The sequence below is a fragment of the Enterobacter dykesii genome, assembly GCF_008364625.2.
In the GTDB taxonomy this organism is placed as follows: Bacteria; Pseudomonadota; Gammaproteobacteria; order Enterobacterales; family Enterobacteriaceae; genus Enterobacter; species Enterobacter dykesii.
In genome coordinates this window covers 4520417-4546705 of the sequence record NZ_CP126604.1, presented here as the reverse complement: position 1 = coordinate 4546705, position 26289 = coordinate 4520417, and the positions used below count along the sequence as shown (strand labels likewise).

25 protein-coding genes are annotated in these 26289 nt (G+C 54.3%); 2 read left to right on the top strand and 23 right to left on the bottom strand.

The window, feature by feature from the left end:
* Window positions 1–7: 7 nt before the first annotated feature.
* The gene (gene adeP / locus F0320_RS21705) at window positions 8–1345 is read right to left on the bottom strand and encodes an adenine permease AdeP (protein ID WP_148103334.1); all 1338 of its coding nucleotides are present in this window, start codon (window positions 1343–1345) and stop codon (window positions 8–10) included.
* Window positions 1346–1510: 165 nt separating this feature from the next.
* Between adeP and yieH the strand changes: the two genes are divergently transcribed.
* Window positions 1511–2176: a 6-phosphogluconate phosphatase gene (gene yieH / locus F0320_RS21700; RefSeq protein WP_047650035.1), complete on the top strand. Its 666-nt coding sequence runs from the start codon at window positions 1511–1513 to the stop codon at window positions 2174–2176.
* Window positions 2177–2220: 44 nt separating this feature from the next.
* On the opposite strand, the gene phoU is transcribed toward yieH, so the two are convergent.
* The 20 genes from phoU to asnC all read right to left on the bottom strand — a co-directional run bounded on the left by phoU (window position 2221) and on the right by asnC (window position 22156).
* Window positions 2221–2946 carry a phosphate signaling complex protein PhoU gene (gene phoU / locus F0320_RS21695; protein WP_008500182.1) on the bottom strand — a complete coding sequence of 242 codons (726 nt, stop codon included), beginning with the start codon at window positions 2944–2946 and terminating at the stop codon, window positions 2221–2223.
* Window positions 2947–2972: 26 nt separating this feature from the next.
* Complete coding sequence (gene pstB, locus F0320_RS21690) at window positions 2973–3746, bottom strand: phosphate ABC transporter ATP-binding protein PstB (RefSeq protein ID WP_010426574.1); 774 nt, start codon at window positions 3744–3746, stop codon at window positions 2973–2975.
* Window positions 3747–3793: 47 nt separating this feature from the next.
* Window positions 3794–4684: a phosphate ABC transporter permease PstA gene (pstA, locus tag F0320_RS21685; protein ID WP_024907882.1), complete on the bottom strand. Its 891-nt coding sequence runs from the start codon at window positions 4682–4684 to the stop codon at window positions 3794–3796.
* On the bottom strand, window positions 4684–5643 hold the full coding sequence (gene pstC / locus F0320_RS21680; protein ID WP_023309793.1) for a phosphate ABC transporter permease PstC: 960 nt from the start codon (window positions 5641–5643) through the stop codon (window positions 4684–4686). Before pstC ends, pstA begins: the two co-directional genes overlap by 1 nt.
* Before the next feature lie 81 nt (window positions 5644–5724).
* A complete protein-coding gene (gene pstS, locus F0320_RS21675) occupies window positions 5725–6765 on the bottom strand; it encodes a phosphate ABC transporter substrate-binding protein PstS (RefSeq protein WP_008500186.1) in 1041 nt (346 codons plus the stop codon).
* Between the two features lie 320 nt (window positions 6766–7085).
* Window positions 7086–8915: a glutamine--fructose-6-phosphate transaminase (isomerizing) gene (gene glmS / locus F0320_RS21670; RefSeq protein WP_023309792.1), complete on the bottom strand. Its 1830-nt coding sequence runs from the start codon at window positions 8913–8915 to the stop codon at window positions 7086–7088.
* A 238-nt stretch (window positions 8916–9153) separates the two neighbouring features.
* Window positions 9154–10524: a bifunctional UDP-N-acetylglucosamine diphosphorylase/glucosamine-1-phosphate N-acetyltransferase GlmU gene (gene glmU, locus F0320_RS21665; RefSeq protein ID WP_126330332.1), complete on the bottom strand. Its 1371-nt coding sequence runs from the start codon at window positions 10522–10524 to the stop codon at window positions 9154–9156.
* Between the two features lie 138 nt (window positions 10525–10662).
* Window positions 10663–11082 (bottom strand): F0F1 ATP synthase subunit epsilon, encoded by a 420-nt coding sequence (locus tag F0320_RS21660; protein WP_006177560.1) that lies wholly within the window; start codon window positions 11080–11082, stop codon window positions 10663–10665.
* 20 nt (window positions 11083–11102) lie between these two features.
* Complete coding sequence (gene atpD, locus F0320_RS21655) at window positions 11103–12485, bottom strand: F0F1 ATP synthase subunit beta (protein WP_006177559.1); 1383 nt, start codon at window positions 12483–12485, stop codon at window positions 11103–11105.
* Between the two features lie 31 nt (window positions 12486–12516).
* Window positions 12517–13380, bottom strand: coding sequence for a F0F1 ATP synthase subunit gamma (gene atpG, locus F0320_RS21650; RefSeq protein WP_008500191.1), 864 nt, complete (start codon window positions 13378–13380; stop codon window positions 12517–12519).
* A gap of 51 nt (window positions 13381–13431) precedes the next feature.
* Entirely contained in the window at window positions 13432–14973 is a 1542-nt protein-coding gene (gene atpA / locus F0320_RS21645; protein ID WP_006808751.1) for a F0F1 ATP synthase subunit alpha, read from the bottom strand.
* Between the two features lie 12 nt (window positions 14974–14985).
* A complete protein-coding gene (atpH, locus tag F0320_RS21640) occupies window positions 14986–15519 on the bottom strand; it encodes a F0F1 ATP synthase subunit delta (RefSeq protein ID WP_023309790.1) in 534 nt (177 codons plus the stop codon).
* 14 nt (window positions 15520–15533) lie between these two features.
* The gene (gene atpF / locus F0320_RS21635) at window positions 15534–16004 is read right to left on the bottom strand and encodes a F0F1 ATP synthase subunit B (protein WP_014072436.1); all 471 of its coding nucleotides are present in this window, start codon (window positions 16002–16004) and stop codon (window positions 15534–15536) included.
* Window positions 16005–16052: 48 nt separating this feature from the next.
* Window positions 16053–16292, bottom strand: coding sequence for a F0F1 ATP synthase subunit C (gene atpE / locus F0320_RS21630; protein WP_000429386.1), 240 nt, complete (start codon window positions 16290–16292; stop codon window positions 16053–16055).
* Window positions 16293–16341: 49 nt separating this feature from the next.
* Complete coding sequence (gene atpB / locus F0320_RS21625) at window positions 16342–17157, bottom strand: F0F1 ATP synthase subunit A (RefSeq protein ID WP_023309789.1); 816 nt, start codon at window positions 17155–17157, stop codon at window positions 16342–16344.
* Between the two features lie 8 nt (window positions 17158–17165).
* On the bottom strand, window positions 17166–17546 hold the full coding sequence (atpI, locus tag F0320_RS21620) for a F0F1 ATP synthase subunit I (protein ID WP_008500194.1): 381 nt from the start codon (window positions 17544–17546) through the stop codon (window positions 17166–17168).
* Between the two features lie 616 nt (window positions 17547–18162).
* Entirely contained in the window at window positions 18163–18786 is a 624-nt protein-coding gene (gene rsmG, locus F0320_RS21615) for a 16S rRNA (guanine(527)-N(7))-methyltransferase RsmG (protein WP_126330330.1), read from the bottom strand.
* A gap of 107 nt (window positions 18787–18893) precedes the next feature.
* A complete protein-coding gene (gene mnmG, locus F0320_RS21610) occupies window positions 18894–20783 on the bottom strand; it encodes a tRNA uridine-5-carboxymethylaminomethyl(34) synthesis enzyme MnmG (protein ID WP_126330328.1) in 1890 nt (629 codons plus the stop codon).
* A 374-nt stretch (window positions 20784–21157) separates the two neighbouring features.
* Window positions 21158–21607, bottom strand: coding sequence for an FMN-binding protein MioC (mioC, locus tag F0320_RS21605; RefSeq protein WP_023309786.1), 450 nt, complete (start codon window positions 21605–21607; stop codon window positions 21158–21160).
* Window positions 21608–21697: 90 nt separating this feature from the next.
* Window positions 21698–22156 carry a transcriptional regulator AsnC gene (asnC, locus tag F0320_RS21600; RefSeq protein WP_023333916.1) on the bottom strand — a complete coding sequence of 153 codons (459 nt, stop codon included), beginning with the start codon at window positions 22154–22156 and terminating at the stop codon, window positions 21698–21700.
* Between the two features lie 151 nt (window positions 22157–22307).
* On the opposite strand from asnC, the gene asnA reads away from it, so the two are divergent.
* Window positions 22308–23300 carry an aspartate--ammonia ligase gene (gene asnA / locus F0320_RS21595; RefSeq protein WP_126330326.1) on the top strand — a complete coding sequence of 331 codons (993 nt, stop codon included), beginning with the start codon at window positions 22308–22310 and terminating at the stop codon, window positions 23298–23300.
* On the opposite strand, the gene viaA is transcribed toward asnA, so the two are convergent.
* Together viaA and ravA are read right to left on the bottom strand one after the other, a co-directional pair.
* A complete protein-coding gene (gene viaA / locus F0320_RS21590; protein ID WP_126330324.1) occupies window positions 23301–24752 on the bottom strand; it encodes an ATPase RavA stimulator ViaA in 1452 nt (483 codons plus the stop codon).
* Window positions 24746–26242, bottom strand: coding sequence for an ATPase RavA (gene ravA / locus F0320_RS21585; RefSeq protein ID WP_126330322.1), 1497 nt, complete (start codon window positions 26240–26242; stop codon window positions 24746–24748). Before ravA ends, viaA begins: the two co-directional genes overlap by 7 nt.
* Between the last annotated feature and the right edge of the window lie 47 nt (window positions 26243–26289).

Sequence of the window (26289 nt, the reverse complement as noted above, 5' to 3'; positions counted from 1 at the left end):
AACATGTTTATTTGGCGTCAATAAACACAATCTTCAGCACAAACAGCAGCGCCACAACGATGACGCACGGACTGAGGTCGCGGAAGCGGCCGGTACCGATCTTCATTACGCAGTAAGAGATAAAGCCCAGCGCGATACCTTCGGTAATCGAGAAGCTGAACGGCATCATCACGGCGGTAATAAACGCCGGCACCGCTTCGGTTAAATCATCCCACTTCACGCGTGACAGGCTGGAGGTCATCAGCACCCCCACATAGATCAGCGCGCCGGCTGCCGCATACGGAGGAACCATACCCGCCAGCGGAGAGAGGAAGATCACCAGCAGGAACAGAATACCCACAACCACCGCGGTCAGGCCGGTACGGCCGCCCACGGACACGCCGGAAGAAGATTCAATGTACGCGGTAACGGACGAGGTTCCGATAAAAGCACCGGTCACAGAGGAGATGCTGTCCACAAACAGCGCCTGCTTCATGCGCGGGAATTTGCCTTTCTCATCCGCCAGGCCCGCTTTGTCGGTCACGCCAATCAGCGTGCCGGAGGAGTCAAACAGGTTGACCAGCATGAAGGAGAAAATCACGCCCGCCAGGCCCAGGTTCAGGGAACCCGCCAGATCGACGTGACCAATCACGGTAGAGACGCTCGGTGGCGCGGAGACAATACCGTTATAGTGAACGTCACCCAGCATCCAGCCCAGCAGGGTGGTGACCACGATGGACACCAGCACCGCTGCGTGAATATTACGGGAAGCCAGGATCGCGATGATAAAGAAGCCCAGCACGCCCAGCAGCACGTTATGAGAGGTCAGGTGACCGATGCTCACCAGCGTGTCCGGGTTCGCCACGATAACGCCGGCGTTTTTCAGCCCCATCATACCGATGAACAGACCGATACCGCTGGTGATGCCCACGCGCAGACTCACGGGAATGTTCGCAATCATCCAGTAACGTACGCGGAAAATAGTCAGCAGCAGCAGGCCAACCGCGCCCCAGAAGATGGCGCCCATGCCGACCTGCCACGGCAGACCCATCGCCTGAACAACCACGAACGCGAAGAACGCATTCAGGCCCATCGCCGGTGCCAGCGCAACAGGCAGGTTAGCGAATACACCCATCAGGATGCTGCCAAGGGCCGCGATCAGACAGGTTGTCACGAAGACGGCGCTGGTATCCATGCCAGCGACGCCCAGAATTTGAGGGTTCACAAAAACGATATAGACCATCGTCAGGAAGGTGGTGAAACCAGCGATCACTTCGGTGCGTGCCGTTGTGCCATGCTCGCGCAGTTTAAAAACGCGCTCAAGCAGACCCTGACCAGATGTCTGGGTAGTGTGTTGTTGACTCATCATCAATTTCCGAACAAGGAGGGAAAATTCGTCGCTATCCTATACCAAAATGCGACAATAGTGGCGGTTACGTGATACTTTTTTCATTGATTTTGCTTATACGGCAACGATTGCGTCCCGGCGAAATGCCGTACGTAAACGTTAAACTTGTTAAAAGGGAAAGGTATGTCCGGAATTGAAGCGGTATTTTTCGACTGCGACGGTACGCTGGTCGACAGTGAGGTCATTTGTTCCCGCGCGTATGTCACTATGTTCCAGGAATTTGGCATTACGCTGGAACTCGAAGAGGTATTTAAACGCTTTAAGGGCGTGAAGCTCTACGAGATCATCGACATCATTAACGAAGAACACGGTGTGGATCTGGCGAAAGCCGATCTGGAACCGGTGTACCGCGCCGAGGTCGCACGCCTGTTCGACTCCGAGCTGGAGGTTATCTCCGGGGCTAACGCGTTGCTGGACGCGATGACGGTGCCCATCTGCGTGGTTTCTAACGGCCCGGTCAGCAAAATGCAGCACTCGCTGGGCAAGCTTGAGATGCTGCACCATTTTCCGGAAAAACTGTTCAGCGGATACGATATCCAGCGCTGGAAGCCGGACCCGGCGCTGATGTTCCATGCGGCAAAAGCGATGAACGTCAACGTAGAGAACTGCATTCTGGTGGATGACTCGTCTGCGGGCGCGCAGTCGGGGATAGATGCGGGGATGGAGGTGTTTTACTTCTGCGCCGACCCGCACAACAAGCCGATCGATCATCCGAACGTGACGACCTTTACCGATCTGGCGCAACTGCCAGCGCTGTGGAAGGCGCGCGGGTGGGATATTACGCGTTAAGCTAACGTAGGGCGGGTAAGCGCGAGCGCTACCCGCCACAAACATCACTCTTTCGGGTCTTTACCCGCGAGAAGCTTGTCCAGCTCGTCGCCGCCCACGTGACGGAAGTCCTGACCTTTCACGAAGTAGAAAATATATTCGCAAATGTTCTGGCAGCGGTCGCCGATACGCTCGATGGAGCGGGCGCAGAACAGGGCAGTCAGTACGCTTGGGATCGTACGTGAATCTTCCATCATGTAGGTCATCAGCTGACGCACGATGCCTTCATACTCCTGGTCGACCTTCTTGTCTTCACGGTAGATACGCACCGCTTCGTCCAGGTCCATACGCGCAAAAGCATCCAGCACGTCGTGCAGCATCTGCACGGTGTGGCGGCCCAGCGACTCCAGGCTCACCAGCAGCGGCTGGTGCTGCTGAGAGAACTTCTCCAGCGCGGTGCGGCAGATTTTATCCGCAACGTCGCCAATACGTTCCAGCTCGGCGATGGTTTTGATGATCGCCATCACCAGACGCAGGTCGCTCGCCGTCGGCTGACGCTTCGCGATAATGCGCACGCAGGCCTCGTCGATAGCGACTTCCATCATGTTGACGTTTTTGTCGCCTTCAATAACGCGCTTCGCCAGCTCGCTGTCCTGGTTGTGCATCGCCGTAATCGCATCAGAAAGCTGCTGCTCGACCATGCCGCCCATGGTCATCACCTGGGTGCGAATGCTTTCCAGCTCTGCGTTGAACTGGCCGGAAATGTGTTTATTAAGATTGAGGTTGTCCATGGTTTCTCCACATGCACTAAGGCAAATCAACCGTAGCGGCCAGTAATATAATCTTCGGTTTGTTTCTTCGCGGGCCTGGTGAACAGCGCGTCCGTATCGCTGAACTCAATCAACTCGCCCAGGTACATAAACGCCGTATGATCGGAACAACGCGCAGCCTGCTGCATGTTATGGGTCACGATAACCACGGTGTAATCCTGCTTCAGCTCGGTGATCAGCTCTTCAATACGACCGGTTGAGATCGGGTCCAGCGCTGAACACGGCTCATCCAGCAGCAACACTTCCGGGCGAATAGCAATACCGCGCGCAATGCACAGACGCTGCTGCTGCCCACCGGAGAGAGAGTAACCGCTCTGGTGCAACTTATCTTTGGTTTCGTTCCATAATGCGGCCTTGGTCAAAGCCCACTGCACGCGCTCGTCCATATCGGCACGGGAGAGTTTTTCAAACAGACGCACGCCAAACGCGATGTTGTCATAAATGGACATCGGGAACGGCGTTGGTTTCTGGAACACCATCCCCACTTTGGCGCGCAGCAGGGCGATATCCTGCGCCTGGGTCAGAATGTTTTCGCCGTCCAGGATGATTTCACCCTCAGCGCGCTGCTCCGGATAGAGCGAATACATTTTGTTAAAGGTACGCAGCAGCGTGGATTTCCCACAGCCGGACGGACCGATAAATGCCGTGACCTGGTTCTTTGCGATATCCAGGTTGATGTTCTTCAGGGCATGGAATTTGCCGTAGTAGAAGTTCAAATCACGAACCTGAATCTTACCCGGGGCAGTATCAACCATACTCATTGACTCATTTCCTCATTCGGCGCCGCGAGCTGCCGCGCCGTAAAAAATTAACCGTGTTTCTTCTTCGCGAAAATGACGCGCGCCAGAATGTTCAGCAACAGTACGCAAAGGGTAATGATCAGCACCCCGGCCCAGGCCAGCTGCTGCCATTCCGCGAATGGGCTCATCGCAAATTTAAAGATCGTCACCGGCAGGTTGGCGATCGGCTGCATCATGTCCGTGCTCCAGAACTGGTTGGAGAGGGACGTAAACAGCAGCGGCGCCGTTTCACCCGCGATACGCGCAACCGCCAGCAGAATACCGGTCATGATCCCGGAGACCGACGCCTTCAGCGTAATCGCAGAGATCATCTTCCATTTCGGCGTACCCAGCGCGTAAGCCGCTTCACGCAGGCTATCCGGCACCAGTTTCAGCATGTTCTCGGTGGTACGAATAACAATCGGCACCTGCAGCAGCGCCAGGGCAATCACACCCGCCCAGCCGGAGAAGTGTTCCATTTGCGCCACCACCACGGTGTAAACAAACAGACCCACGACGATAGACGGGGCTGACAGCAGAATGTCATTGATGAAGCGAATCACTTCCGCCAGCCAGGATTTACGACCGTATTCTGCCAGGTAGATGCCCGCCATGATGCCCAGCGGCGTGCCGAAGACCGTAGCCCAGAGGATCAGCAAGCCGCTGCCCGCCAGGGCATTCGCCAGGCCACCGCCCGCCGTGTTCGGCGGCGGCGTCATTTCGGTGAACAGCGACAGTGACATCCCGTCAATCCCGCGAACGACCGTTGAGAAGAGGATCCAGACCAACCAGAACAGCCCGAATGCCATTGTCGCCATCGAAAGCGTCAGGGCAATGCGGTTTTTCATGCGGCGTCTGGCCTGCATTTTGCGGCGGGATTCAGCCAGTTCAGCGGTAGCTTGCATTTCGAGAGTTGCCATTAGCGTGCCCCCTCATTTTTAGCGAGGCGCATAATCATCAGCTTGGAAATCGCCAGAACAATGAAGGTGATAACGAACAGAATCAGACCCAGCTCCATCAGCGCCGCCACGTGCAGCCCGGATTCCGCTTCCGCAAATTCATTCGCCAGCGCCGAGGTAATACTGTTACCCGGCATGTAGAGCGACGCGCTGTCGAGCTGGTAGGTGTTACCGATAATAAAGGTCACCGCCATGGTTTCACCCAGCGCACGACCCAGGCCCAGCATCACGCCCCCGATCACCCCATTTTTGGTGAACGGAAGGACAATGCGCCAGATAACTTCCCAGGTGGTACAGCCGATGCCGTAGGCCGACTCTTTCATCATCACCGGCGTTTGTTCGAAGACATCGCGCATGACCGCCGCAATGTACGGGATAATCATGATGGCGAGGATCACACCTGCCGCCAGAATGCCGATACCGAAAGCCGGGCCAGAGAACAGGGCACCCACAAACGGAATGGCGGAAAGCACGTTACCGACCGGTTCCTGGAAGTACGTTGCGAACAGCGGAGCAAAGATGAACAGACCCCACATGCCGTAAACGATACTTGGAATAGCCGCCAGCAGTTCGATGGCAATACCCAGCGGGCGTCGCAGCCAGCCCGGCGCCAGCTCTGTCAGGAACAGGGCAATACCAAAGCTTACCGGAACCGCAATCAGCAGGGCGATGAACGAGGTCACCAGCGTGCCGTAAATCGGCACCAGGGCACCGTAGATGTCGTTCGGCGCGTCCCACTCTTTGGTCCACAGGAAGGAGAAACCGAATTTCTGGATGCTCGGCCAAGAGGAGAAAATCAGAGACACGATAATGCCGCCCAGCAGCAATAGCACAATCAGCGCAGCCAGTTTGACCAGCGCGCTGAAAATCATGTCACCTTTTTTACCCGGAGGGTTAAATGCAGGCTTGGTTGCAGCCATAAATTACTCTTCTGTTAAACGCGTTTACGAAAGGGGCGGGTTAGCGTTAGCGCCACCCGCCATTTTCGTCAGAATGCTAAATTAATACAATGCTTTACCGCTGCTGTCTTTCACGTTGGTTTTCCATGCAGCGCGAATCTGCTCAACCACGTTGTCCGGCAGGGTGGCGTAATCCAGAGCGTTAGCCTGTTTGCCGCCGTTTTTGTACGCCCAGTCGAAGAACTTCAGCACTTCGGCGCCCTGCTCAGGTTTCTTCTGCTCTTTGTGAACCAGGATGAAGGTGGTAGAGGTGATTGGCCACGCACCTTCGCCTTTCTGGTTAGTCAGATCCTGCGCGAAGGATTTGCTCCAGTCAGCGCCTTTCGCCGCGTTAGCAAAGTTCTCTTCGGTTGGGCTAACCGGTTTGCCGTCGGCTGAAACCAGTTTGGTGTAGGACAGGTTGTTCTGCTTAGCGTACGCATACTCTACGTAACCAATTGAGCCAGGCAGACGCTGTACGAACGCGGCGATACCGTCGTTACCTTTACCGCCCAGACCGGTTGGCCAGTTAACGGTAGAGCCGGAGCCGACTTTAGATTTCCACTCTTCGTTCACTTTTGCCAGGTAGCTGGTGAACACGAAAGAGGTACCGGAACCATCCGCGCGGCGAACCACGGCGATGTTTTGAGAAGGCAGCTTCAGGCCTGGGTTGAGTTTAGCGATCGCTTCGTCATCCCATTTTTTGATTTTGCCCAGGTAGATGTCACCCAGCGTTTTGCCATCCAGCACCAGCTCACCCGACTTCACGCCCGGCAGGTTGATGGCCAGGACCACGCCACCGATCACGGTCGGGAACTGGAACAGGCCTTCCTGAGCCAGCTTGTCATCAGACAGCGGAGCGTCAGATGCACCGAAATCAACGGTGTTCGCGGTAATTTGTTTAACGCCACCGGAGGAGCCGATACCCTGATAGTTAACCTTGTTACCGGTTTCTTTCTGGTAGGTATCCGCCCATTTGGCATACACCGGCGCAGGGAAGGTTGCACCAGCGCCAGTCAGGCTTGCTTCTGCAAATACAGAGAACGCGCTCAGAGATAAGGTCGCGGCGACAACAGTTGCGACAGTGGTACGCATAACTTTCATAATGTCTCCTGCAAGATTTCGTAAATCGTTGTTTAGTGGCTACGATGAGCAAAATAGGACAAACAGGTGACAGATAAATGTACGAATTATGACAGTTTTATGACAACGTAAATTTCACTTAAAATTACGCAAAAGAAAGTTTATTTTTCATCAATTTAGCCGGTTTTATGACAAGACGTTTTCAGAAATATTTTCTTTATGTGACACTGAAAAAAGTAGCTGAAGATGACAAATTGTCATTATTAAAAACGAGAAAGGATTGATTAAAAACAAGCCGGGCAGGATAAAAAAGCTCCACCCGAAGGTGGAGCCTGAAGGGATTATTCTACGGTAACCGATTTCGCCAGGTTACGCGGCTGGTCAACGTCGGTGCCTTTGATCAGCGCAACGTGATAGGCCAGCAGCTGCAGCGGAACGGTGTAGAAGATTGGTGCAATCACCTCTTCCACATGCGGCATCTCGATGATGTGCATGTTGTCGTTGCTGACAAAACCGGCATCTTTGTCGGCGAAGACGTACAGAACACCGCCGCGGGCGCGCACTTCTTCGATATTAGACTTCAGTTTTTCCAGCAGTTCGTTGTTTGGTGCCACAACGATAACCGGCATATCCGCGTCAATCAGCGCCAGCGGGCCGTGCTTCAGCTCGCCAGCCGCATAGGCTTCAGCGTGAATGTAGGAGATCTCTTTCAGCTTCAGCGCGCCTTCCAGCGCAATCGGATACTGATCGCCACGACCCAGGAACAGGGCGTGATGTTTGTCAGAGAAATCTTCCGCCAGGGCTTCAATGCGTTTGTCCTGAGACAGCATCTGCTCAATACGGCTCGGCAGCGCCTGCAGGCCGTGAACGATGTCGTGCTCAACGGAAGCATCTTCGCCTTTCAGACGCGCCAGCTTCGCCACCAGCATCAGCAGAACGGTCAGCTGAGTGGTAAACGCTTTGGTGGAGGCCACGCCGATTTCTGTACCCGCTTTGGTCATCAGCGCCAGATCGGACTCACGCACCAGCGATGAGCCAGGAACGTTACAGATAGCCAGAGAGCCCAGGTAACCCAGCTCTTTAGACAGACGCAGCGCTGCCAGGGTATCCGCCGTTTCACCAGACTGGGAAAGGGTGATCATCAGGCTGTTACGACGCACCGCGGATTTGCGATAGCGGAATTCAGACGCGATTTCCACATCGCACGGCACGCCCGCCAGGGATTCAAACCAGTAGCGAGAAACCATACCGGAGTTGTAGGAGGTGCCGCAGGCCACGATCTGAATATGCTCAACCTTGCCGAGCAGTTCGTTCGCGTTTGCGCCCAGCTCGCTCAGATCCACTTCACCGTGGCTGATGCGCCCGGTCAGGGTGTTTTTGATGGCGTTTGGCTGCTCGTAAATCTCTTTCTGCATGTAGTGACGATAAGCGCCTTTGTCGCCCGCGTCGTACTGCAGATTCGATTCGATCTCCTGACGTTTCACCTGCTCGCCTTTGGTATCAAAGACGGTCACGCTGCGACGGGTCACTTCCGCGATATCACCCTCTTCGAGGAAGATAAAGCGACGGGTAACCGGCAGGAGCGCCAGCTGGTCAGAAGCGATGAAGTTTTCGCCCATGCCCAGACCGATAACCATCGGGCTACCGGAACGCGCTGCCAGCAGCGTTGACGGATCGCGGGAATCCATAATCACCGTACCGTACGCACCGCGCAGCTGAGGGATAGCGCGCAGCACCGCATCACGCAGTGTACCGCCCTGCTCCAGCTCCCAGTGCACCAGGTGAGCAATCACTTCGGTGTCAGTTTCAGAGACGAATGTGTAGCCGCGCGCTTTCAGTTCTTCGCGCAGCGGTTCGTGGTTTTCGATAATGCCGTTGTGCACGACCACGATGTGTTCAGACACATGTGGGTGCGCGTTACCTTCAGACGGTTCGCCGTGCGTCGCCCAGCGGGTGTGCGCAATACCGGTACCACCGTGCAGCGGATGTTCTTCCGCAGCCTGGGCCAGCATCTGCACTTTACCGAGACGACGCAGACGGGTCATATGACCTTCTGCATCGACGACAGCCAGACCGGCTGAGTCGTAACCACGGTATTCCAGACGACGTAAACCTTCGAGAAGGATTTCAGCAATATCACGCTGCGCAACTGCGCCAACAATTCCACACATAATTTTAGATTCCGAATTTAGGCATTATGCCTGCGTTGTCGCTGACCTGTATTTTCCCTTTCCGGGCACCCCGAGCCTTGTAGAGAGTGGGGTTATTTTTATGGGTACTGCTTGTGGGGGGAGGATTATATTATCCCCTCACCCCGGCCCTCTCCCCAAAGGGGCGAGGGAGAAAAACACCGCACCGAACGATCCCCTCTCCCCTGTGGGGAGAGGGTTAGGGTGAGGGGTAAATCCGTTACTTTTTCTTCACCGGGCGTTTCCAGCCCTGCTTGCTGACCTGCGGAACGCGGCTTAACACCAGCTCGTTCTCGGCCACATCGCGCGTTACGGTTGTTCCGGCGGCAATGGTCACCCCGTTACCCACGGTAACAGGCGCCACCAGCTGCGTATCGGAGCCAACGAACACGTCGTCACCGATGATGGTTTTAAACTTATTCGCGCCGTCATAGTTACAGGTAATGGTCCCTGCACCAATATTCACGTTATTGCCAATTTCCGCGTCGCCCAGATAGGTTAGATGACCGGCTTTTGAGCCTTTACCCAGACGCGCTTTTTTCATTTCCACGAAGTTACCCACGTGAGCGCCTTCCAGCAGCTCAGCGCCCGGGCGCAGACGCGCAAACGGGCCGATGGTACAGGCCGCGTCCAGACGGGCATCTTCCACCACGCTGTACGGGCTAATTTCGCAGTCGTCACCGATAACGCTATTTTTAATCACGCAGCCGGCACCAATTTTGACGCGATTGCCCAGCGTGACCTGACCTTCGAGGATAACGTTAGTATCAATTTCAACGTCACGACCGTGAGATAACGAACCACGCAAATCGAAACGCGCCGGATCGCGCAGCATCACGCCCGCCAGCAGCAGTTTTTCGGCCTGCTCGGACTGATAAATACGCTCAAGACGGGAGAGCTGAAGGCGGTTGTTCACGCCGTCCGTTTCGCTGATCCGCGCCGGATGAACGGCGGCAATTTCACGCCCTTCGTGGTACGCCATCGCAATGATATCGGTGATGTAGTATTCACCCTGCGCGTTGTTGTTATTGAGCTTCGACAGCCAGCGCTTCATATCCGCGCCGTTGGCAATCAGGATACCGGTGTTGATCTCCTGAATCTGGCGCTGTTCGTCGCTGGCATCTTTATGCTCAACAATCCCCGTGACGTTGCCGTTTTCACGGGTGATGCGGCCATAACCGCTTGGATCGTCCAGCACGACGGTTAATAAACCGATGCCGCCCTGCGGTTTGGCTTCACGCAGGCGAGTAAGTGTTTCAACGGAGATCAGCGGGACATCGCCGTAGAGCATCAAAATGTCTTCGTCATCCGCAAAGAAAGGCGCAGCCTGCTGCATCGCATGGCCTGTGCCCAGCTGTTCGGCCTGACGCACCCAGTTGAGATTGTCATCGCTCAGCGTCTTTTTAAGCAGATCGCCGCCGTGGCCGTAGACCAGGTGGACCTGACTGGCACCCAGTTCGTTGGCTGCATCAATGACATGCTGCACCATTGGCTTTCCTGCAAGCGTGTGGAGCACCTTTGGCAGATCGGAATACATGCGGGTCCCTTTGCCAGCGGCAAGGATCACCACGCTCATCGCACTGTTTGACATACGCATCCTGACGGTAGTTTGAGTGTGAAGTAAAAACGTTTGATGCTTAAAATTCTACATCTTTTTCATCATGAATTAAGGCCGAAAAAAAAAGCCAGCCTGGTATCCAGACTGGCTTTTGTGCTTTTCAAGCCGGTGTTACATCGCTTTTTTGGTCAACTCGATAACGCGCAGTTTCGCGATCGCTTTGGCCAGCTCCGCAGACGCCTGAGCGTAATCCACGTCACCATGAGAGCTGCTAATGTGCTCTTCAGCCTTACGCTTCGATTCCAGGGCTCGCGCTTCGTCGAGATCCTGTCCACGGATAGCGGTATCGGCCAGAACGGTCACACTGCCAGGCTGCACTTCAAGAATGCCGCCGGACAGATAGATAAACTCTTCGTGACCGAACTGTTTAACGATGCGGATCATACCAGGCTTAATGGCGGTGAGCAGCGGTGCGTGACCCGGGAAAATACCCAGTTCACCTTCACTACCCGTTACCTGGATTTTTTCGACCAGACCAGAGAACATTTGTTGCTCTGCGCTGACGACGTCCAGGTGGTAAGTCATTGCCATATCACCCTCCGATTAAGGCGTTAAAGTTTTTTGGCTTTTTCCACGGCTTCGTCGATGGAACCAACCATGTAGAACGCCTGCTCCGGCAGGTGATCGTATTCGCCTTCCATGATGCCTTTAAAGCCACGGATGGTGTCTTTCAGGGAAACGTATTTACCCGGAGAACCGGTGAATACTTCCGCAACGAAGAACGGCTGGGACAGGAAGCGCTGGATCTTACGCGCACGTGCTACCACCAGTTTGTCTTCTTCAGACAGTTCATCCATACCCAGGATGGCGATGATGTCTTTCAGTTCCTGGTAACGCTGCAGCAGGGACTGTACGCCACGCGCGGTGTCGTAGTGTTCCTGACCAACAACCAGTGGATCCAGCTGACGGCTGGTGGAGTCCAGCGGGTCAACGGCCGGGTAGATACCCAGAGACGCGATCTGACGGCTCAGTACCACGGTTGCATCTAAGTGCGCAAAGGTGGTTGCTGGAGATGGGTCAGTCAAGTCATCCGCAGGTACGTATACCGCCTGAACGGAGGTGATAGAACCGGTTTTGGTAGAGGTGATACGTTCCTGAAGAACACCCATCTCTTCCGCCAGCGTAGGCTGATAACCTACCGCTGAAGGCATACGACCCAGCAGTGCAGATACTTCCGTACCGGCCAGGGTGTAACGATAGATGTTATCAACGAACAGCAGAACGTCACGGCCTTCATCACGGAACTTCTCAGCCATCGTCAGACCGGTCAGCGCAACGCGCAGACGGTTTCCTGGTGGCTCGTTCATCTGGCCGTAAACCAGGGATACTTTGTCCAGAACGTTGGAGTCGGTCATTTCGTGGTAGAAGTCGTTACCCTCACGAGTACGTTCACCTACACCCGCAAACACGGAGTAACCGGAGTGCTCGATCGCGATGTTACGGATCAGCTCCATCATGTTTACGGTTTTACCTACACCCGCACCGCCGAACAGACCGACTTTACCGCCCTTCGCGAACGGACACATCAGGTCGATAACTTTGATACCGGTTTCCAGCAGTTCCTGAGAGCTGGACAGCTCTTCGTAGGAAGGTGCCGCGCGGTGGATAGCCCAACGCTCTTCTTCACCGATGTCGCCTTTCATGTCGATTGGCTGACCCAATACGTTCATGATACGACCCAGTGTTGCTTTACCTACCGGTACTTCGATCGGGTGCTCAAGGTCTTTAACTTCCAGACCACGACGCAGACCGTCGGAAGAACCCATCGCGATGGTACGCACGATACCGCCGCCGAGCTGCTGCTGAACTTCCAGCACCAGGCTCTCGTTACCATTCTGTACCTCAAGCGCGTCGTACACGCGTGGTACGGCGTCCTGAGGGAACTCGACGTCCACCACGGCGCCGATTACCTGGACAATCTTTCCAGTAGCCATCTTGAATCCTCTACGTAATTCGTAAACCTGGTTAAACCGCGGCGGCCCCCGAGACGATCTCGGTGAGTTCCTGAGTAATGCTGGCCTGACGAGCTTTGTTGTAAACCAACTGCAGCTCTTTAATCAGGCTGCCGCCATTATCGGTCGCGGCTTTCATCGCCACCATTCGTGCGGCCTGCTCGCTGGCCAGGTTTTCTACAACGCCCTGATAAACCTGAGATTCAACGTAACGACGCAGCAGGGTATCCAGCAGCGGTTTCGGATCGGGTTCATACAGGTAATCCCAGGCTTTTTGCTTCAGCTCGTCATCTTCTGATGCCGGTAACGGCAGCATCTGAGTGAGCGTTGGAACCTGAGACATGGTGTTAATGAATTTGTTGCTGACAACGTACAGTCTGTCCAGACGGCCTTCATCATAGGCCTGCAACATCACTTTAACCGGGCCGATCAGTTCGGACAGGGACGGGTTATCACCCATACCGGTCACCTGAGCGACAATGTTGCCACCAACGGAGTTAAAGAAAGAGACGCCTTTAGAGCCGATCATTGCGATATCGCACTGAACGCCTTTTTCAGACCATGCTTTCATATCCGCCAGCAGTTTTTTGAACAGGTTAATGTTCAAGCCGCCACACAGACCACGGTCGGTCGACACCACCAGGTAGCCCACGCGCTTAACGTCGCGTTCTTCCAGGTAAGGGTGCTTATATTCCAGATTACCGTTTGCAAGGTGACCAATCACTTTGCGCATGGTTTCTGCATAAGGACGGCTGGCCGCCATGCGATCCTGCGATTTACGCATTTTGGAAGCGGCGACCATCTCCATCGCTTTAGTGATCTTTTGCGTGTTCTGGACGCTTGCGATCTTACTACGTATCTCTTTTGCGCCGGCCATGAGCTTCTCCTCAATGCCAGGCGGCTTGTCCTGAGACAAGCCGCCGGACGATTACCAGGATTGGGTTGCTTTGAAGGAATCGAGGATAGCTTTCAGCTTGCCTTCGATTTCGTCGTTATAGCCACCGGTCTGGTTGATCTCTTGCATCAGCGGAGCGTGATCACGGTCGACGTAAGCCAGCAGAGCGGCTTCGAAGCTACCGATTTTCGCCAGTTCCACATCTTCGAGGTAACCGCGTTCAGCCGCGAACAGTACCAGGCCCTGCTGAGCAACAGACATTGGTGCGTACTGTTTCTGCTTCAGCAGCTCGGTCACTTTCTGACCGTGGCTCAGCTGTTTACGGGTTGCTTCGTCCAGATCGGATGCGAACTGAGAGAACGCAGCCAGTTCACGATACTGTGCCAGCGCGGTACGGATACCACCGGACAGTTTCTTGATGATCTTGGTCTGAGCAGCACCACCAACACGGGATACGGAGATACCCGGGTTAACCGCCGGACGAATACCGGAGTTAAACAGGTTGGTTTCCAGGAAGATCTGACCATCGGTAATGGAGATTACGTTGGTCGGAACGAACGCAGAAACGTCACCCGCCTGGGTTTCAATGATCGGCAGAGCGGTCAGAGAGCCCGTTTTACCCTTCACTTCACCTTTGGTGAAGTTCTCGACGTATTCCGCGTTAACGCGGGAAGCACGCTCCAGCAGACGAGAGTGGAGGTAGAATACGTCGCCAGGGAACGCTTCACGTCCAGGTGGACGACGGAGCAGCAGGGAAACCTGACGATAAGCAACAGCCTGTTTAGACAGGTCATCGTATACGATCAGTGCATCTTCACCGCGGTCACGGAAGTATTCGCCCATTGCGCAACCGGCATATGGCGCCAGGTATTGCAGTGCAGCGGATTCAGACGCAGTTGCTACCACAACGATGGTGTTAGACAGTGCGCCGTGCTCTTCCAGTTTACGAACCACGTTGGAAATGGTGGACGCTTTCTGGCCGATGGCCACGTACACACATTTGATGCCGGAGTCACGCTGGTTGATGATGGCGTCAATAGCCATCGCGGTTTTACCGGTCTGACGGTCACCGATGATCAGTTCACGCTGACCACGACCGATAGGGATCATGGCATCAACGGACTTATAACCTGTCTGAACAGGCTGATCTACGGACTGACGGTCGATAACGCCCGGTGCGATAACTTCGATTGGAGAGAAGCCATCGTGCTCAACCGGACCTTTACCGTCGATTGGCGCACCCAGGGTGTTAACAACGCGACCCAGCAGGCCACGGCCAACCGGCACTTCCAGAATACGGCCAGTACACTTAACCTTCATGCCTTCGGCGAGGTCAGCGTATGGACCCATCACAACTGCACCTACGGAGTCGCGCTCCAGGTTCAGTGCGATAGCGTAACGGTTACCCGGCAGGGAAATCATCTCACCCTGCATACAATCGGCCAGGCCGTGGATGCGGATAACACCGTCACTTACAGAAACAATAGTACCTTCGTTGTGAGCTTCACTCACAACACTGAACTGAGCAATGCGCTGCTTGATCAGTTCGCTGATTTCGGTGGAATTCAGTTGCATGCTCCAGTCCCCTTAAGACTGCAAGACGTCTGCAAGGCGTTCAAGACGGCCGCGTACGCTGCCATCAATGACCATATCACCCGAACGGATGATTACGCCTGCCATTACAGACTTATCGATTTTGCAATTCAGCTTAACTTTGCGTGACAGACGTTTTTCCATCGCGGCGGTGATTTTCGCAAGCTGTTCATTACTCAGTTCAGTCGCAGAAGTCACTTCGACTTCAGCGGTTGCTTCACTAAGGGCACGTAAGTGCTCAAACTGCTCGAGAACATCCGGGAGCACACGGAGACGACCATTTTCTGCCATCACCTTAATCAGGTTCTGGCCGTTGGCATCCAGTTGCTCTCCGCACACGGCGATAAACGACGCGGCGAGAGTTTCAGGTGCTAACGCACCGGAAAGCAACTCAGCCATTTGTTCGTTTTTCGTCACCTCAGCGGCAAACGCCAGCATATCCTGCCAGCGATCGACATTTTGGTGTTCGACAGCAAAGTCAAAAGCTGCTTTGGCGTAGGGGCGAGCTACCGTAACAAATTCAGACATCAGCCCCTCCCTCCTTACAGTTCAGCGACAAGTTTGTCCACGATGTCGCTGTTAGCAGCTTCATCCACGGAACGTTCGATGATCTTCTCGGCGCCAGCAACAGCCAGAATCGCAACCTGCTTACGCAGTTCTTCACGAGCACGTTTACGCTCAGCATCAATTTCTGCCTGAGCCTGTGTCACGATCTTAGTACGTTCCTGTTCTGCTTCAGCTTTGGCTTCGTCCAGGATCTGAGAACGGCGTTTGTTAGCCTGTTCAATGATTACCTGAGCTTCAGCTTTCGCTTTTTTCAGCTGGTCTGTCGCGTTGGCCTGTGCAAGGTCCAAATCTTTCTTAGCGCGTTCTGCGGAAGCCAGACCGTCAGCAATTTCTTTCTGACGTTTTTCGATGGCAGCCATTAAAGGCGGCCATACATACTTCATGCAGAACCAGACAAAGAGAATAAACGCGATGGCCTGGCCGAGGATTGTTGCGTTCATGTTCACAGCACAATACCTCTTTAATTTCTGTGGCTTAGGGTTTTAAAACTACTACTACGCGACAGCAAACATCACGTACAGACCCAGACCTACAGCGATCATTGGGATAGCATCCACCAGACCCATAACGATAAAGAACTGAGTACGCAGCAGAGGAATCAGATCAGGTTGACGCGCTGCGCCTTCCAGGAATTTGCCCCCGAGGATGCCGATACCGATCGCAGCACCGATAGCCGCCAGACCCATCATCACAGCGGCAGCCATGTACAGCAGATCCATATTCAGGTTTTCCATGACAGTCTCCAGTTTGTTTCAATTAAAACGTAGTAGTGTTGGTAAAAAATCAGTGCTCTTCAGACGCCATCGACAGATAGACGATCGTCAGAACCATGAAGATAAAGGCTTGCAGCGTAATGATCAGGATGTGGAAAATGGCCCATGGCACATTCAGAATCCACTGTGACCACCACGGCAGAAGACCCGCGATCAGAATGAAAATCAGCTCACCCGCATACATGTTGCCGAACAGTCGCAGACCCAGTGAAACAGGTTTGGACAGCAGGCTAACGCCTTCCAGGATCAGGTTGACCGGAATAAACGCCCAGTGGTTGAACGGCTGCAAGGTAAGCTCTTTCACAAAGCCGCTTACGCCTTTCATTTTGATGCTGTAGAAAAGAATCAGGATAAATACGCCCAGCGCCATCGACAGGGTGATGTTCACGTCCGCAGACGGTACAACACGCAGCGCTGGCAGGCCGAAGATGTGCTCACCGATGAACGGCAGCAGATCGATTGGCAGCAGGTCCATCAGGTTCATCAGGAAGACCCAAACGAACACGGTCAGGGCCAGCGGAGCAATCAGCTTGCTCTTACCATGGTACATGTCTTTGACGCTGCCATGGACGAAGCCGATGATCATTTCGATGAAGGTCTGGAATTTCCCTGGTACACCGCTGGTCGCTCGTTTAGCAACACCGCGGAACATGGCCAGGAACAGAAGACCCAAAACCACCGAGAAGAACATGGAATCGATGTTGATCGTCCAGAAGGTGGCCGGGGGGTTATGTGGATCCACCAGCGAGAATGTACGCAGGTCCAGCTGAAGGTTATTCAGATGGTGACCTATGTAATCCTGCGGCGTCATATTTTCTGAAGCCATGATGCCTTTTACCCTTTGTTATTGATTACAGCTGGAGCCAGAACTTGTACCACCAGCACCAAAACCCACGTTGCTATCAGCGGCATGAAGACCACTTTCAAAACCGCCAGCGCCATCACCAGTAGAGCAAAGGTCAGCAACACCTTACACACTTCGCCGAGGGCGAAGGACCAGGCCACGCGGCCTTTGGCGGGTGTATGCGCCTGATGACGCCAGGCAAAAATCATAAACAACACGTTTGGCAGCACAACCGCCAAACCCCCGCACACGGCGGAGATGCCCCAGAAGGGGTCTTTGAGGCTAAACAGCAGTCCACTTGCTATCACAGCCAGAAACTGAATGAACAGAAGCTTACGAGCAACGTTTCTACTCAAGAGCGACACAGACATCACGTTTTTACTCCTGCTCCCTTCGAGGTATGCCGCGTGTCGTATAAAACGTCCTTTAAGGCTCAGAGTCAAGCATCAAAAAGCGGTCAAATTATACGGTGCGCACCCGTGATTTCAAACATTAAGTAGCGAAAAGGTGAATAAATGTTTAAATATTTTTCCCCAGCGCTATTTTTTAACTTTCGCTGAAAGCGTCAACCTTCGACCAAAACTGCAAACAGCGCGAAAACGTTGGCGATAAAGCGTGCACGAGATCACAAAACACACATTTGCGATAAGGTTGTATTTATCAAAGGCGCAAATCGCGCAAATTTATCTTTATGAAATTAAACGCAAAATGCCGTAACTATTTTCAAAACAGCCCAGTACACAATAAAAACGTTTTATTGACATTCTTAATAAATAATTAACATTGCGTTCTGGTTACCACCTTCCACTTTTAGCAGACTTATATTTTCACAGATGACTATCTTCTCGGTGAATAAAAGTCGCCAGGTTAACCATAAGAAAAACCTTAGTAAAGAAGAGGTTAAAAGCCCGCCGGTAAACCCTCTTTATTTGTGCTGTTTTTTAACATGCGAAGAACAGCACAAATTCCACATTTTTTATTAATTTTTTAAAAATTGTTTGGCTTAATTATCACCAGATGACGCTCCCCATCGAGCTGAGGAATGTGTAATTTCTCGATGGATTCAACAGCAAAACCGTCCGGAAGCCGCTCAATCTCATCGCCTGGCAACTGCCCTTTCAGCGCATAAAAGCGGCCGTTCTCCGCAGGTAAGTGTTTGCACCAGCTCACCATATCGTTGAGCGACGCAAATGCACGGCTGATAACACCGTCAAACGGCGGCTCCGCCGGGAACTCCTCTACCCTGCTCTGCACGGGCGTGATGTTTTCAAGCTTCAGCTCATGCTGTACCTGACGTAAAAAGCGCACGCGCTTGCCAAGGCTGTCCAGCAATGTGAAGTGGCTCTCAGGGCGAACAATCGACAGCGGAACGCCCGGTAAACCCGGTCCCGTCCCCACATCGATGAAACGCTCACCTTTCAGCCACGGGGCAACCACAATGCTATCGAGAATATGGCGTACCAGCATCTCGTTGGGGTCGCGTACGGAGGTCAGGTTGTACGCTTTGTTCCATTTGTTCAGCATATCGACATAGGCCACCAGCTGATTTTTCTGGTGATCGGTGAGCGAAATACCTGCCTGATCCAGCAGACGAGAGAGTTTGTTGAGCACGGTGAATACCTGTTGAGAGTTTTTTTGCCCGGTGGCGCTGCCGCTTACCGGGCCTACGAATAAGTAGGGCGGGTCAGCGAAGCGCCACCCGCCAAAAGCAATGTCAATTACGCGCTGCGGCGCAGCATGCCCTGCTTTTTCAGCCAGACCAGCAGGATCGAAATCGCCGCAGGGGTAACACCCGAGATACGGGATGCCTGGCCGATCGATACTGGTTTGTGATCGTTCAGCTTGGCGATCACTTCGTTCGAGAGGCCCGTCACCTGGCGGTAGTCCAGCATTTCCGGCAGCAGCGTGTTTTCGTTACGCTGCTGTTTTTCGATCTCATCCTGCTGACGCGCGATGTAACCTTCGTACTTCACCTGGATCTCAACCTGCTCTGCCGCTTCAGCGTCTTCCAGGCCCGGCGCGAACGCGGTCAGTTTAACCAGGTTCTCGTAGGTGACTTCAGGACGGCGCAGTAAATCTTCACCGCTGGCCTCGCGCGACAGCGGCGCTGTTAAGTGAGCGTTTACTTCGGCAGCGGTTTCCGCCTGCGGATTCACCCAGGTGGTTTTCAGGCGCTGACGTTCCTGTTCAATGCGCTCCAGCTTTTCGTTGAAGCGCGCCCAGCGTTCGTCATCAACCAGACCCAGCTCGCGGCCCATTTCGGTCAGACGCAGGTCGGCGTTATCTTCACGCAGCATCAGGCGATATTCCGCGCGAGAGGTAAACATACGGTACGGCTCTTTGGTACCCAGCGTGCAGAGATCGTCAACCAGCACGCCCAGATACGCCTGAGAACGGCCTGGTGCCCAGCCCTCTTTCTCAGCAGAGAAGCGCGCGGCGTTCAGACCGGCAAGCAGGCCCTGTGCAGCCGCTTCTTCGTAGCCGGTGGTGCCGTTAATCTGCCCCGCGAAGAACAGACCGTGGATGAACTTGCTTTCCAGGGTTGGCTTCAGGTCGCGTGGATCGAAGAAATCGTACTCAATAGCGTAGCCGGGGCGAACAATTTTCGCATTCTCCATCCCCTGCATTGAGCGAACAATTTGCATCTGCACATCGAACGGCAGGCTGGTGGAGATGCCGTTCGGGTAAATTTCGTTTGAGGTCAGTCCTTCCGGCTCCAGGAAGATCTGGTGCTGGTTACGATCGGCAAAGCGCATCACTTTGTCTTCGATCGACGGGCAGTAGCGTGGACCGATCCCTTCGATCACGCCGGCATACATGGGGCTGCGATCGAGGTTGTTGCGGATCACATCATGAGTTTTCTCGTTGGTATGCGTGATGTAGCACGGTACCTGCTGCGGATGCTGAGCCGCATTGCCCATGAACGAGAACACCGGCATGGGGTTATCACCGTGCTGTTGCGCCAGCACGCTGAAATCAATGGTGCGCGCATCAATACGCGGCGGCGTACCGGTTTTCAGGCGGCTAACGCGCAGCGGCAGTTCACGCAGACGGCAAGACAGTGGAATAGACGGCGGATCGCCAGCACGGCCACCGCTGTAGTTATCCAGACCGATATGAATTTTACCGTCAAGGAAGGTGCCCACGGTCAGCACCACGGCTTTCGCGCGGAATTTGAGGCCCATCTGGGTCACGGCGCCCACGACGCGATCGTTCTCAACGATAAGATCTTCAACCGCCTGCTGGAAGATCATCAGGTTCGGCTGGTTCTCCAGGGCGGTACGCACCGCCTGACGGTAAAGCACGCGGTCTGCCTGAGCACGGGTCGCACGCACAGCGGGACCTTTACTCGCGTTTAGTATCCTAAACTGTATGCCGGCCCGATCGATCGCTTTCGCCATCAGGCCGCCAAGTGCATCCACTTCTTTTACCAGGTGTCCTTTCCCAATGCCGCCAATCGCCGGATTACAGGACATTTGTCCCAGCGTGTCGATATTGTGTGTCAAAAGCAGGGTCTGCTGACCCATACGCGCTGCGGCCATTGCGGCCTCAGTGCCTGCGTGACCCCCGCCAATGATGATGACGTCAAAAGGATCCTGATAAAACATGGTGGTCTGCCTCGCGTAAAGCGGTATGAAAATGGATTGAAGCCCGGGCCGTGGATTCTACTCAACTTTAGTCTTTCGAGAAAGCATTGGGATCCTGGGCTATTAAAAAGAAGATCTTTTTATTTAGAGATCTGTTCTATTGTGATCTCTTATTAGGATCGCGAACCTGTGTGGATAAGTCCGATCTCACAAAGAAGATCATGCAGTTAGAAAGGATCGTTTGCTGTGAATGATCGGTGATCCTGGACAGTATAAGCTGGGATCAGATCGCGACTTTATACACAGGTCAAAAACGACACAACAGTTGTTCTTTGGATAACTACGGGTTAATACGAGCTTTTAACCAGAGTTATCCACATCTGTTCGCGCGATCTTTAATCGTTTTTGAGTAAATTTTTCCATTCCGCGAGCCAGATCTCGGCTGGATCCTCCGGAATGTCATGATCGAGGATGTTGATCTTGAGCGTTTCACCCAGCTGTTTTGCTCCGCAGGAGGTGACAGCGGCTTCAACTTTCTCTATTGCCCCGCAAAAGGTGTCATATTCACGACTGCCGATCCCCACCGCGCCAAAACGGACGTTTGACAGGTCGGGCTGCTGTTCCAGCAGTTCGTCGTATAAAGGTTGCAGGTTATCCGGCAGATCGCCCGCGCCGTGCGTGGAGGTGATCAGCAGCCAGACCCCGTCAGTCGGGAGATCTTCAAGCAAGGGACCGTGCAGGGTTTCCGTAGAAAAGCCCGCATCTTCCAGCTTTTCAGCCAGGTGTTCCGCTACGTATTCCGCACCACCAAGGGTGCTGCCGCTGATAAGGGTAATGTCCGCCATTGATCGCTCGCCCAGATAAAGAGACGGCCATTGTACGCTGTGAACGAGCTGGGATCTACCTGTGGAAAATGTGGGAATGAATTTGCCCGATCACGGGCGGATGGTACGCATGATCGGGTTTTGCAGGGAGATCAGCGTCTCGGTGGACTGAATTTCATCGATTGTTTGGATCTTGTTGATAAGTACCTGCTGGAGGGCGTCGATGGATCGGCACATGACCTTAATAAAGATGCTGTAATGCCCGGTGGTGTAATACGCCTCGGTGACTTCATCCAGCGCGTTCAGCTTCGCCAGAGCGGAAGGGTAGTCTTTGGCGCTTTTAAGAATGATGCCGATGAAGCAGCAGACGTCGTAACCGAGATGTTTAGGACTGACGTCAATGCGTGCGCCGGTAATGATCCCCGCCTGCTTCATCTTCTCTACGCGGACGTGAATGGTTCCCGGGCTGACGCCAAACTGTTTTGCCAGTTCGGCGTAGGCGGTACGGGCATTGGCCATTAACGCCTCCAGAATGCCGCGGTCGAGATTGTCGATCTGATAATTTTCCATAGCTTTTTCTTATGAAGATTAATGAATCATTCTATTCTAGCGTTTAATTTTATCGAATCAAAAGTGAAGGCGGCTTTTTGTTGATGAGTTATTGAATATGATGCCATTTCTGTTGCTTAATCAATATCAACAGGACGCAGGAGTATAAATAATGAAAACCGCTTACATCGCAAAACAACGCCAGATCAGTTTCGTAAAATCCCATTTTTCCCGCCAGCTGGAAGAGAAGCTTGGCCTTATTGAAGTTCAGGCGCCGATTCTGAGCCGCGTGGGTGACGGGACGCAGGATAACCTCTCTGGATGCGAAAAAGCGGTACAGGTGAAAGTGAAAACACTGCCAGACGCTCAGTTCGAAGTGGTTCATTCCCTGGCGAAGTGGAAGCGTCAAACTCTGGGACAACACGACTTCAGCGCGGGCGAAGGGCTTTACACGCATATGAAAGCCCTTCGTCCCGATGAAGATCGCCTTTCACCGATTCATTCCGTTTACGTTGACCAGTGGGACTGGGAGCGCGTGATGGGGGATGGTGAACGTCACGTCGGCACGCTGAAATCCACCGTTGAGGCGATCTACGCCGGGATCAAAGCAACCGAAGCGGCCGTAAGCAAAGAGTTTGGTCTGGCACCGTTCCTGCCGGATACGATCCACTTTGTTCACAGCCAGGCGCTGCTGAGCCGCTTCCCGGATCTCGATGCTAAAGGCCGCGAGCGTGCGATCGCCAAAGAATTAGGTGCTGTGTTCCTGATCGGAATCGGCGGCAAACTGTCTGATGGCAAACGCCACGACGTTCGCGCGCCGGATTATGATGACTGGAGTACTGCGGGTGAAGGCGAATTTGCTGGGCTGAACGGCGATATTCTGGTGTGGAACCCGGTACTGGAAGACGCCTTCGAGCTCTCTTCTATGGGGATCCGCGTGGATGCTGACGCGCTTAAGCGCCAGCTGGCGGTCACCGGCGATGAAGATCGTCTCAAACTCGAGTGGCACCAGGCGCTGCTGCGCGGTGAAATGCCTCAGACGATCGGCGGCGGTATCGGCCAGTCCCGTCTGACCATGCTGCTGCTGCAATTACCCCATATCGGTCAGGTTCAGTGTGGCGTCTGGCCGCGGCAGGTACGTGAAAGCGTCGGTTCTCTTCTGTAATTAACGCTGCCAGCGTCTGAGCAGGCGGCTACGCAACCCGGTATCAAAGCGCCAGATATGATCGAAGATGCGCATGATGCCGGGTTTTCCATGGGCTGACATCGCCACCGCATGAAAACGGTGCTGATGCACCCGCTGTAACTCCTTCACCTTATTCACCACCTCATCCGGCAGCCGCTGGGCAATAAAATCGGAAATCACCACCGCGTCAGCGTCGTACCAGTCGCCTCCCTGCATACGCTCCACAATGCTGCGAAAGCAGCTGGCCAGATCCGTGCCGCCGCGAAAGCGCTGGCTCAGGAAGCGGATTGCCTGCTCGATACCCTGCTGGTTCGTCAGCTCATAGCCCACCACCTCGCTGGAGAAGAGCATGATAAAGCAGCGACGGCGATCGGCCAGCGCCACGCGCATCAGTGCCAGACAGAACGCCTTCGCGCACTGCTCGTTAAACCCGCCCATCGAACCGGACGTATCCACGCAAACAATGAAGGGCCCGCGCGGCTGTTCATCAAAATCCTGATGGACGACCGGCCGTTGGCTGACTTTCTCGCGCCAGGCTTCGCCGTGCAGTCTGTAGGTGAGAAGCTGTTTTTCCACCAGCCGACGATAGAACTCATACTCCAGTTCGGTCATCCCCAGCGTGCTCAGCTCCGTTGGCAGCAGGCGTAAAATGTCATCGCTCTGCTGGAGCCCGTCGACCTGCTCCGGCACGGTAGCCGGTTCGCGCACCAGGGTGCGGAAGGTTTCCATCGGGGCATCTTTCTTTGGGACCGATTTTGCCTCCCTTGAGCGGCCCAGCTGTTCTGCAAGCTTCATCAGTTCGGGCTGCTGTGCCAGAAAATCGCCGTATTTGACGATCAGCTGATAATCCCCGCGCCGGAGCTGACCGGCGCTCATATCCCACAGACGTCCGGCGGCATTTTCATTCTCCACCAGCACCTGTTCTAGCTGGCCGCTCAGCGTCATACGTTCCTGAACTTCACTCAGCAGCTGTTCACGCTCTTCATCCAGCAGCTGCTGGTTCAGCGTTGTGGCCTGCACCACCAGGCTGAGGCGCCAGCGCTGTAAGAAAAGGGTATGCAGTGCGGGGGTAAAGGTGGCGTTATCCGTGACCAGCCCCCGGGCCTGGCTGGCAAACGGAGAGTGGACGTTATCGAGCAACGTCAGGGTTTGCGGGAGCTGGACGATAAACTGCGACGTGGAGAGCCGCTGGCACTGCTGATAGCAGGCCACCTCTTCCGTTAACTCAGGCGGAACTTCGGTCTCCCTGAACCGCTGACGCAAATTTTCTCGCCAGCGGGGCAGATCGTCCGTCATCGCCTTTTTAAGCTTCGGAAATTTTTCGAAGAAGGCCGCCAGCTGCGGCGACGCCAGAAGGGTAATGACCACTTCTTCGATCAACCCCTCCTCGCTGACCGCCAGCATGACGTTAAGCGTATCCAGGGTTAGCATTGACGCGCCTGTTTGATCTGCGCGCTGACGTCCTGCAGGCTGGCTTCGATGCGACCTAACCAGTCGCTATGAATAAAGAGGCATTTTTGCTGCTCGCTAAAGCGGGTGTGCTGCTGATGCCATTCGGTATCCAGCGCTTCCAGCTGCTGCTTAATCTCTTCCGGCACGCTATCCGAAGCGGTTCCCGGAAGAGCAAGACGCGATCCCTGGAGGCTGACGTCGCGGATCACCAGGTGCTGGCTGCTGTCCAATTCCATATTCAGCGGCTGCGCGAAACCAATGCCGTTGAGTTTTCCCCGGATCTCTCCGCCCTTATCCAGCCACTGCGCCAGCGCCTCGCGCTCAATCGTAATGTGCACCACCTGCATATCATGCAGTTTAAGCGGCTGCTGGAGCAGCAACGTTAGCGTTGCTGCGGTCAGATCCGCGGGAAGCTCGTAGTGCGGTTTGCGGGCGAACATGCCCCCAAGGCGATTTACTTTCAGCGCGGTTTTATCGCTTTGCTGCTGCTGAAGCTGGATGCGCCGCTGGGCAATCGCCCCCAGCTGGTTGAGCATCGCCTGCTGCCCCCAGGCGTGTCCGGTCATCAAAACGTCAAGCTGCTGCTGCATCAGGTTCATACCTTCTGCATCGTGCCAGAGGCAATCTTTCAGCAGGATCAGATCGATTGGCGCGACGGCATCACGGCCGCTGAACAGGGCGCTCGCCTGCAGCAGGCGGATCGCTTTTTTCCACCGGCGATCGGAGACATAGGGCGCTGAAGGGATGAGATCAAGCTGCTGGCGCAGCAGATAGATCAGCTCGAAGACGGCGTCTGGCAGTTTGATTTTGCCGATGTCCTGCTGCCACTGGTGATACTCCTCATCCGTCACCTGCAGCGAAGCGGATACCGGGTTTTCACTTTCATCCTGCTGGCTGACCAGCATGGAGCGAAAGTTGGACTTATCCTGTACTTTGTCCAGCCACAGGCGGATAAGCATACGGTCATACAGCGCTTCCAGACTGCTGTCGGCTTCAGGCAGTTCGTTAGAGGCGGCCACCAGCAGGCGCATCGGGATTTTCTCTTCACTGGCGCCGTTACGGAACCGACGTTCGTTTATCGCCGTGAGGAGGGTGTTAAGAATAGCCGGCCCCGCTTTCCAGATCTCATCGAGAAAAACAATCTCAGCCTCCGGAAGATACCCTTCTGTCAGACGCTGATAGCGACCCTCATCTTTCAATGCCTGAATGGAGAGCGGACCAAAAACTTCTTCTGGGGTGGAAAACCGGGTCATGAGATATTCGAAGGCGCGGGCGTTCTGAAAAGCAAATTTTAGCCTGCGGGCAATCAGGCTTTTGGCAATGCCCGGCGGTCCCAGCAAAAACACGCTCTCACCGCTCAACGCCGCCAGTAAACAGAGGCGGATGGCGTGGCTACGCTCGAAAAGGCCTTTCTCCAGCGCGCTGCTGAGGCGGGAAATTCTTTCTGCTAATAAATGTGAGTGAGCCATAATAGTTTTGCATCCTTTCGCCGTCGTGGCGGCCAATTGAAGCGAGT

What these genes read in the sequence shown, in the direction of transcription:
- adeP (WP_148103334.1), bottom strand. Translation starts at nt 1,345, where the DNA reads ATGAGTCAACAACACACTACCCAGACATCTGGTCAGGGTCTGCTTGAG.
- yieH (WP_047650035.1), top strand. Translation starts at nt 1,511, where the DNA reads ATGTCCGGAATTGAAGCGGTATTTTTCGACTGCGACGGTACGCTGGTC.
- phoU (WP_008500182.1), bottom strand. Translation starts at nt 2,946, where the DNA reads ATGGACAACCTCAATCTTAATAAACACATTTCCGGCCAGTTCAACGCA.
- pstB (WP_010426574.1), bottom strand. Translation starts at nt 3,746, where the DNA reads ATGAGTATGGTTGATACTGCCCCGGGTAAGATTCAGGTTCGTGATTTG.
- pstA (WP_024907882.1), bottom strand. Translation starts at nt 4,684, where the DNA reads ATGGCAACTCTCGAAATGCAAGCTACCGCTGAACTGGCTGAATCCCGC.
- pstC (WP_023309793.1), bottom strand. Translation starts at nt 5,643, where the DNA reads ATGGCTGCAACCAAGCCTGCATTTAACCCTCCGGGTAAAAAAGGTGAC.
- pstS (WP_008500186.1), bottom strand. Translation starts at nt 6,765, where the DNA reads ATGAAAGTTATGCGTACCACTGTCGCAACTGTTGTCGCCGCGACCTTA.
- glmS (WP_023309792.1), bottom strand. Translation starts at nt 8,915, where the DNA reads ATGTGTGGAATTGTTGGCGCAGTTGCGCAGCGTGATATTGCTGAAATC.
- glmU (WP_126330332.1), bottom strand. Translation starts at nt 10,524, where the DNA reads ATGTCAAACAGTGCGATGAGCGTGGTGATCCTTGCCGCTGGCAAAGGG.
- F0320_RS21660 (WP_006177560.1), bottom strand. Translation starts at nt 11,082, where the DNA reads ATGGCAATGACTTACCACCTGGACGTCGTCAGCGCAGAGCAACAAATG.
- atpD (WP_006177559.1), bottom strand. Translation starts at nt 12,485, where the DNA reads ATGGCTACTGGAAAGATTGTCCAGGTAATCGGCGCCGTGGTGGACGTC.
- atpG (WP_008500191.1), bottom strand. Translation starts at nt 13,380, where the DNA reads ATGGCCGGCGCAAAAGAGATACGTAGTAAGATCGCAAGCGTCCAGAAC.
- atpA (WP_006808751.1), bottom strand. Translation starts at nt 14,973, where the DNA reads ATGCAACTGAATTCCACCGAAATCAGCGAACTGATCAAGCAGCGCATT.
- atpH (WP_023309790.1), bottom strand. Translation starts at nt 15,519, where the DNA reads ATGTCTGAATTTGTTACGGTAGCTCGCCCCTACGCCAAAGCAGCTTTT.
- atpE (WP_000429386.1), bottom strand. Translation starts at nt 16,292, where the DNA reads ATGGAAAACCTGAATATGGATCTGCTGTACATGGCTGCCGCTGTGATG.
- atpB (WP_023309789.1), bottom strand. Translation starts at nt 17,157, where the DNA reads ATGGCTTCAGAAAATATGACGCCGCAGGATTACATAGGTCACCATCTG.
- atpI (WP_008500194.1), bottom strand. Translation starts at nt 17,546, where the DNA reads ATGTCTGTGTCGCTCTTGAGTAGAAACGTTGCTCGTAAGCTTCTGTTC.
- mnmG (WP_126330328.1), bottom strand. Translation starts at nt 20,783, where the DNA reads ATGTTTTATCAGGATCCTTTTGACGTCATCATCATTGGCGGGGGTCAC.
- mioC (WP_023309786.1), bottom strand. Translation starts at nt 21,607, where the DNA reads ATGGCGGACATTACCCTTATCAGCGGCAGCACCCTTGGTGGTGCGGAA.
- asnC (WP_023333916.1), bottom strand. Translation starts at nt 22,156, where the DNA reads ATGGAAAATTATCAGATCGACAATCTCGACCGCGGCATTCTGGAGGCG.
- asnA (WP_126330326.1), top strand. Translation starts at nt 22,308, where the DNA reads ATGAAAACCGCTTACATCGCAAAACAACGCCAGATCAGTTTCGTAAAA.
- viaA (WP_126330324.1), bottom strand. Translation starts at nt 24,752, where the DNA reads ATGCTAACCCTGGATACGCTTAACGTCATGCTGGCGGTCAGCGAGGAG.
- ravA (WP_126330322.1), bottom strand. Translation starts at nt 26,242, where the DNA reads ATGGCTCACTCACATTTATTAGCAGAAAGAATTTCCCGCCTCAGCAGC.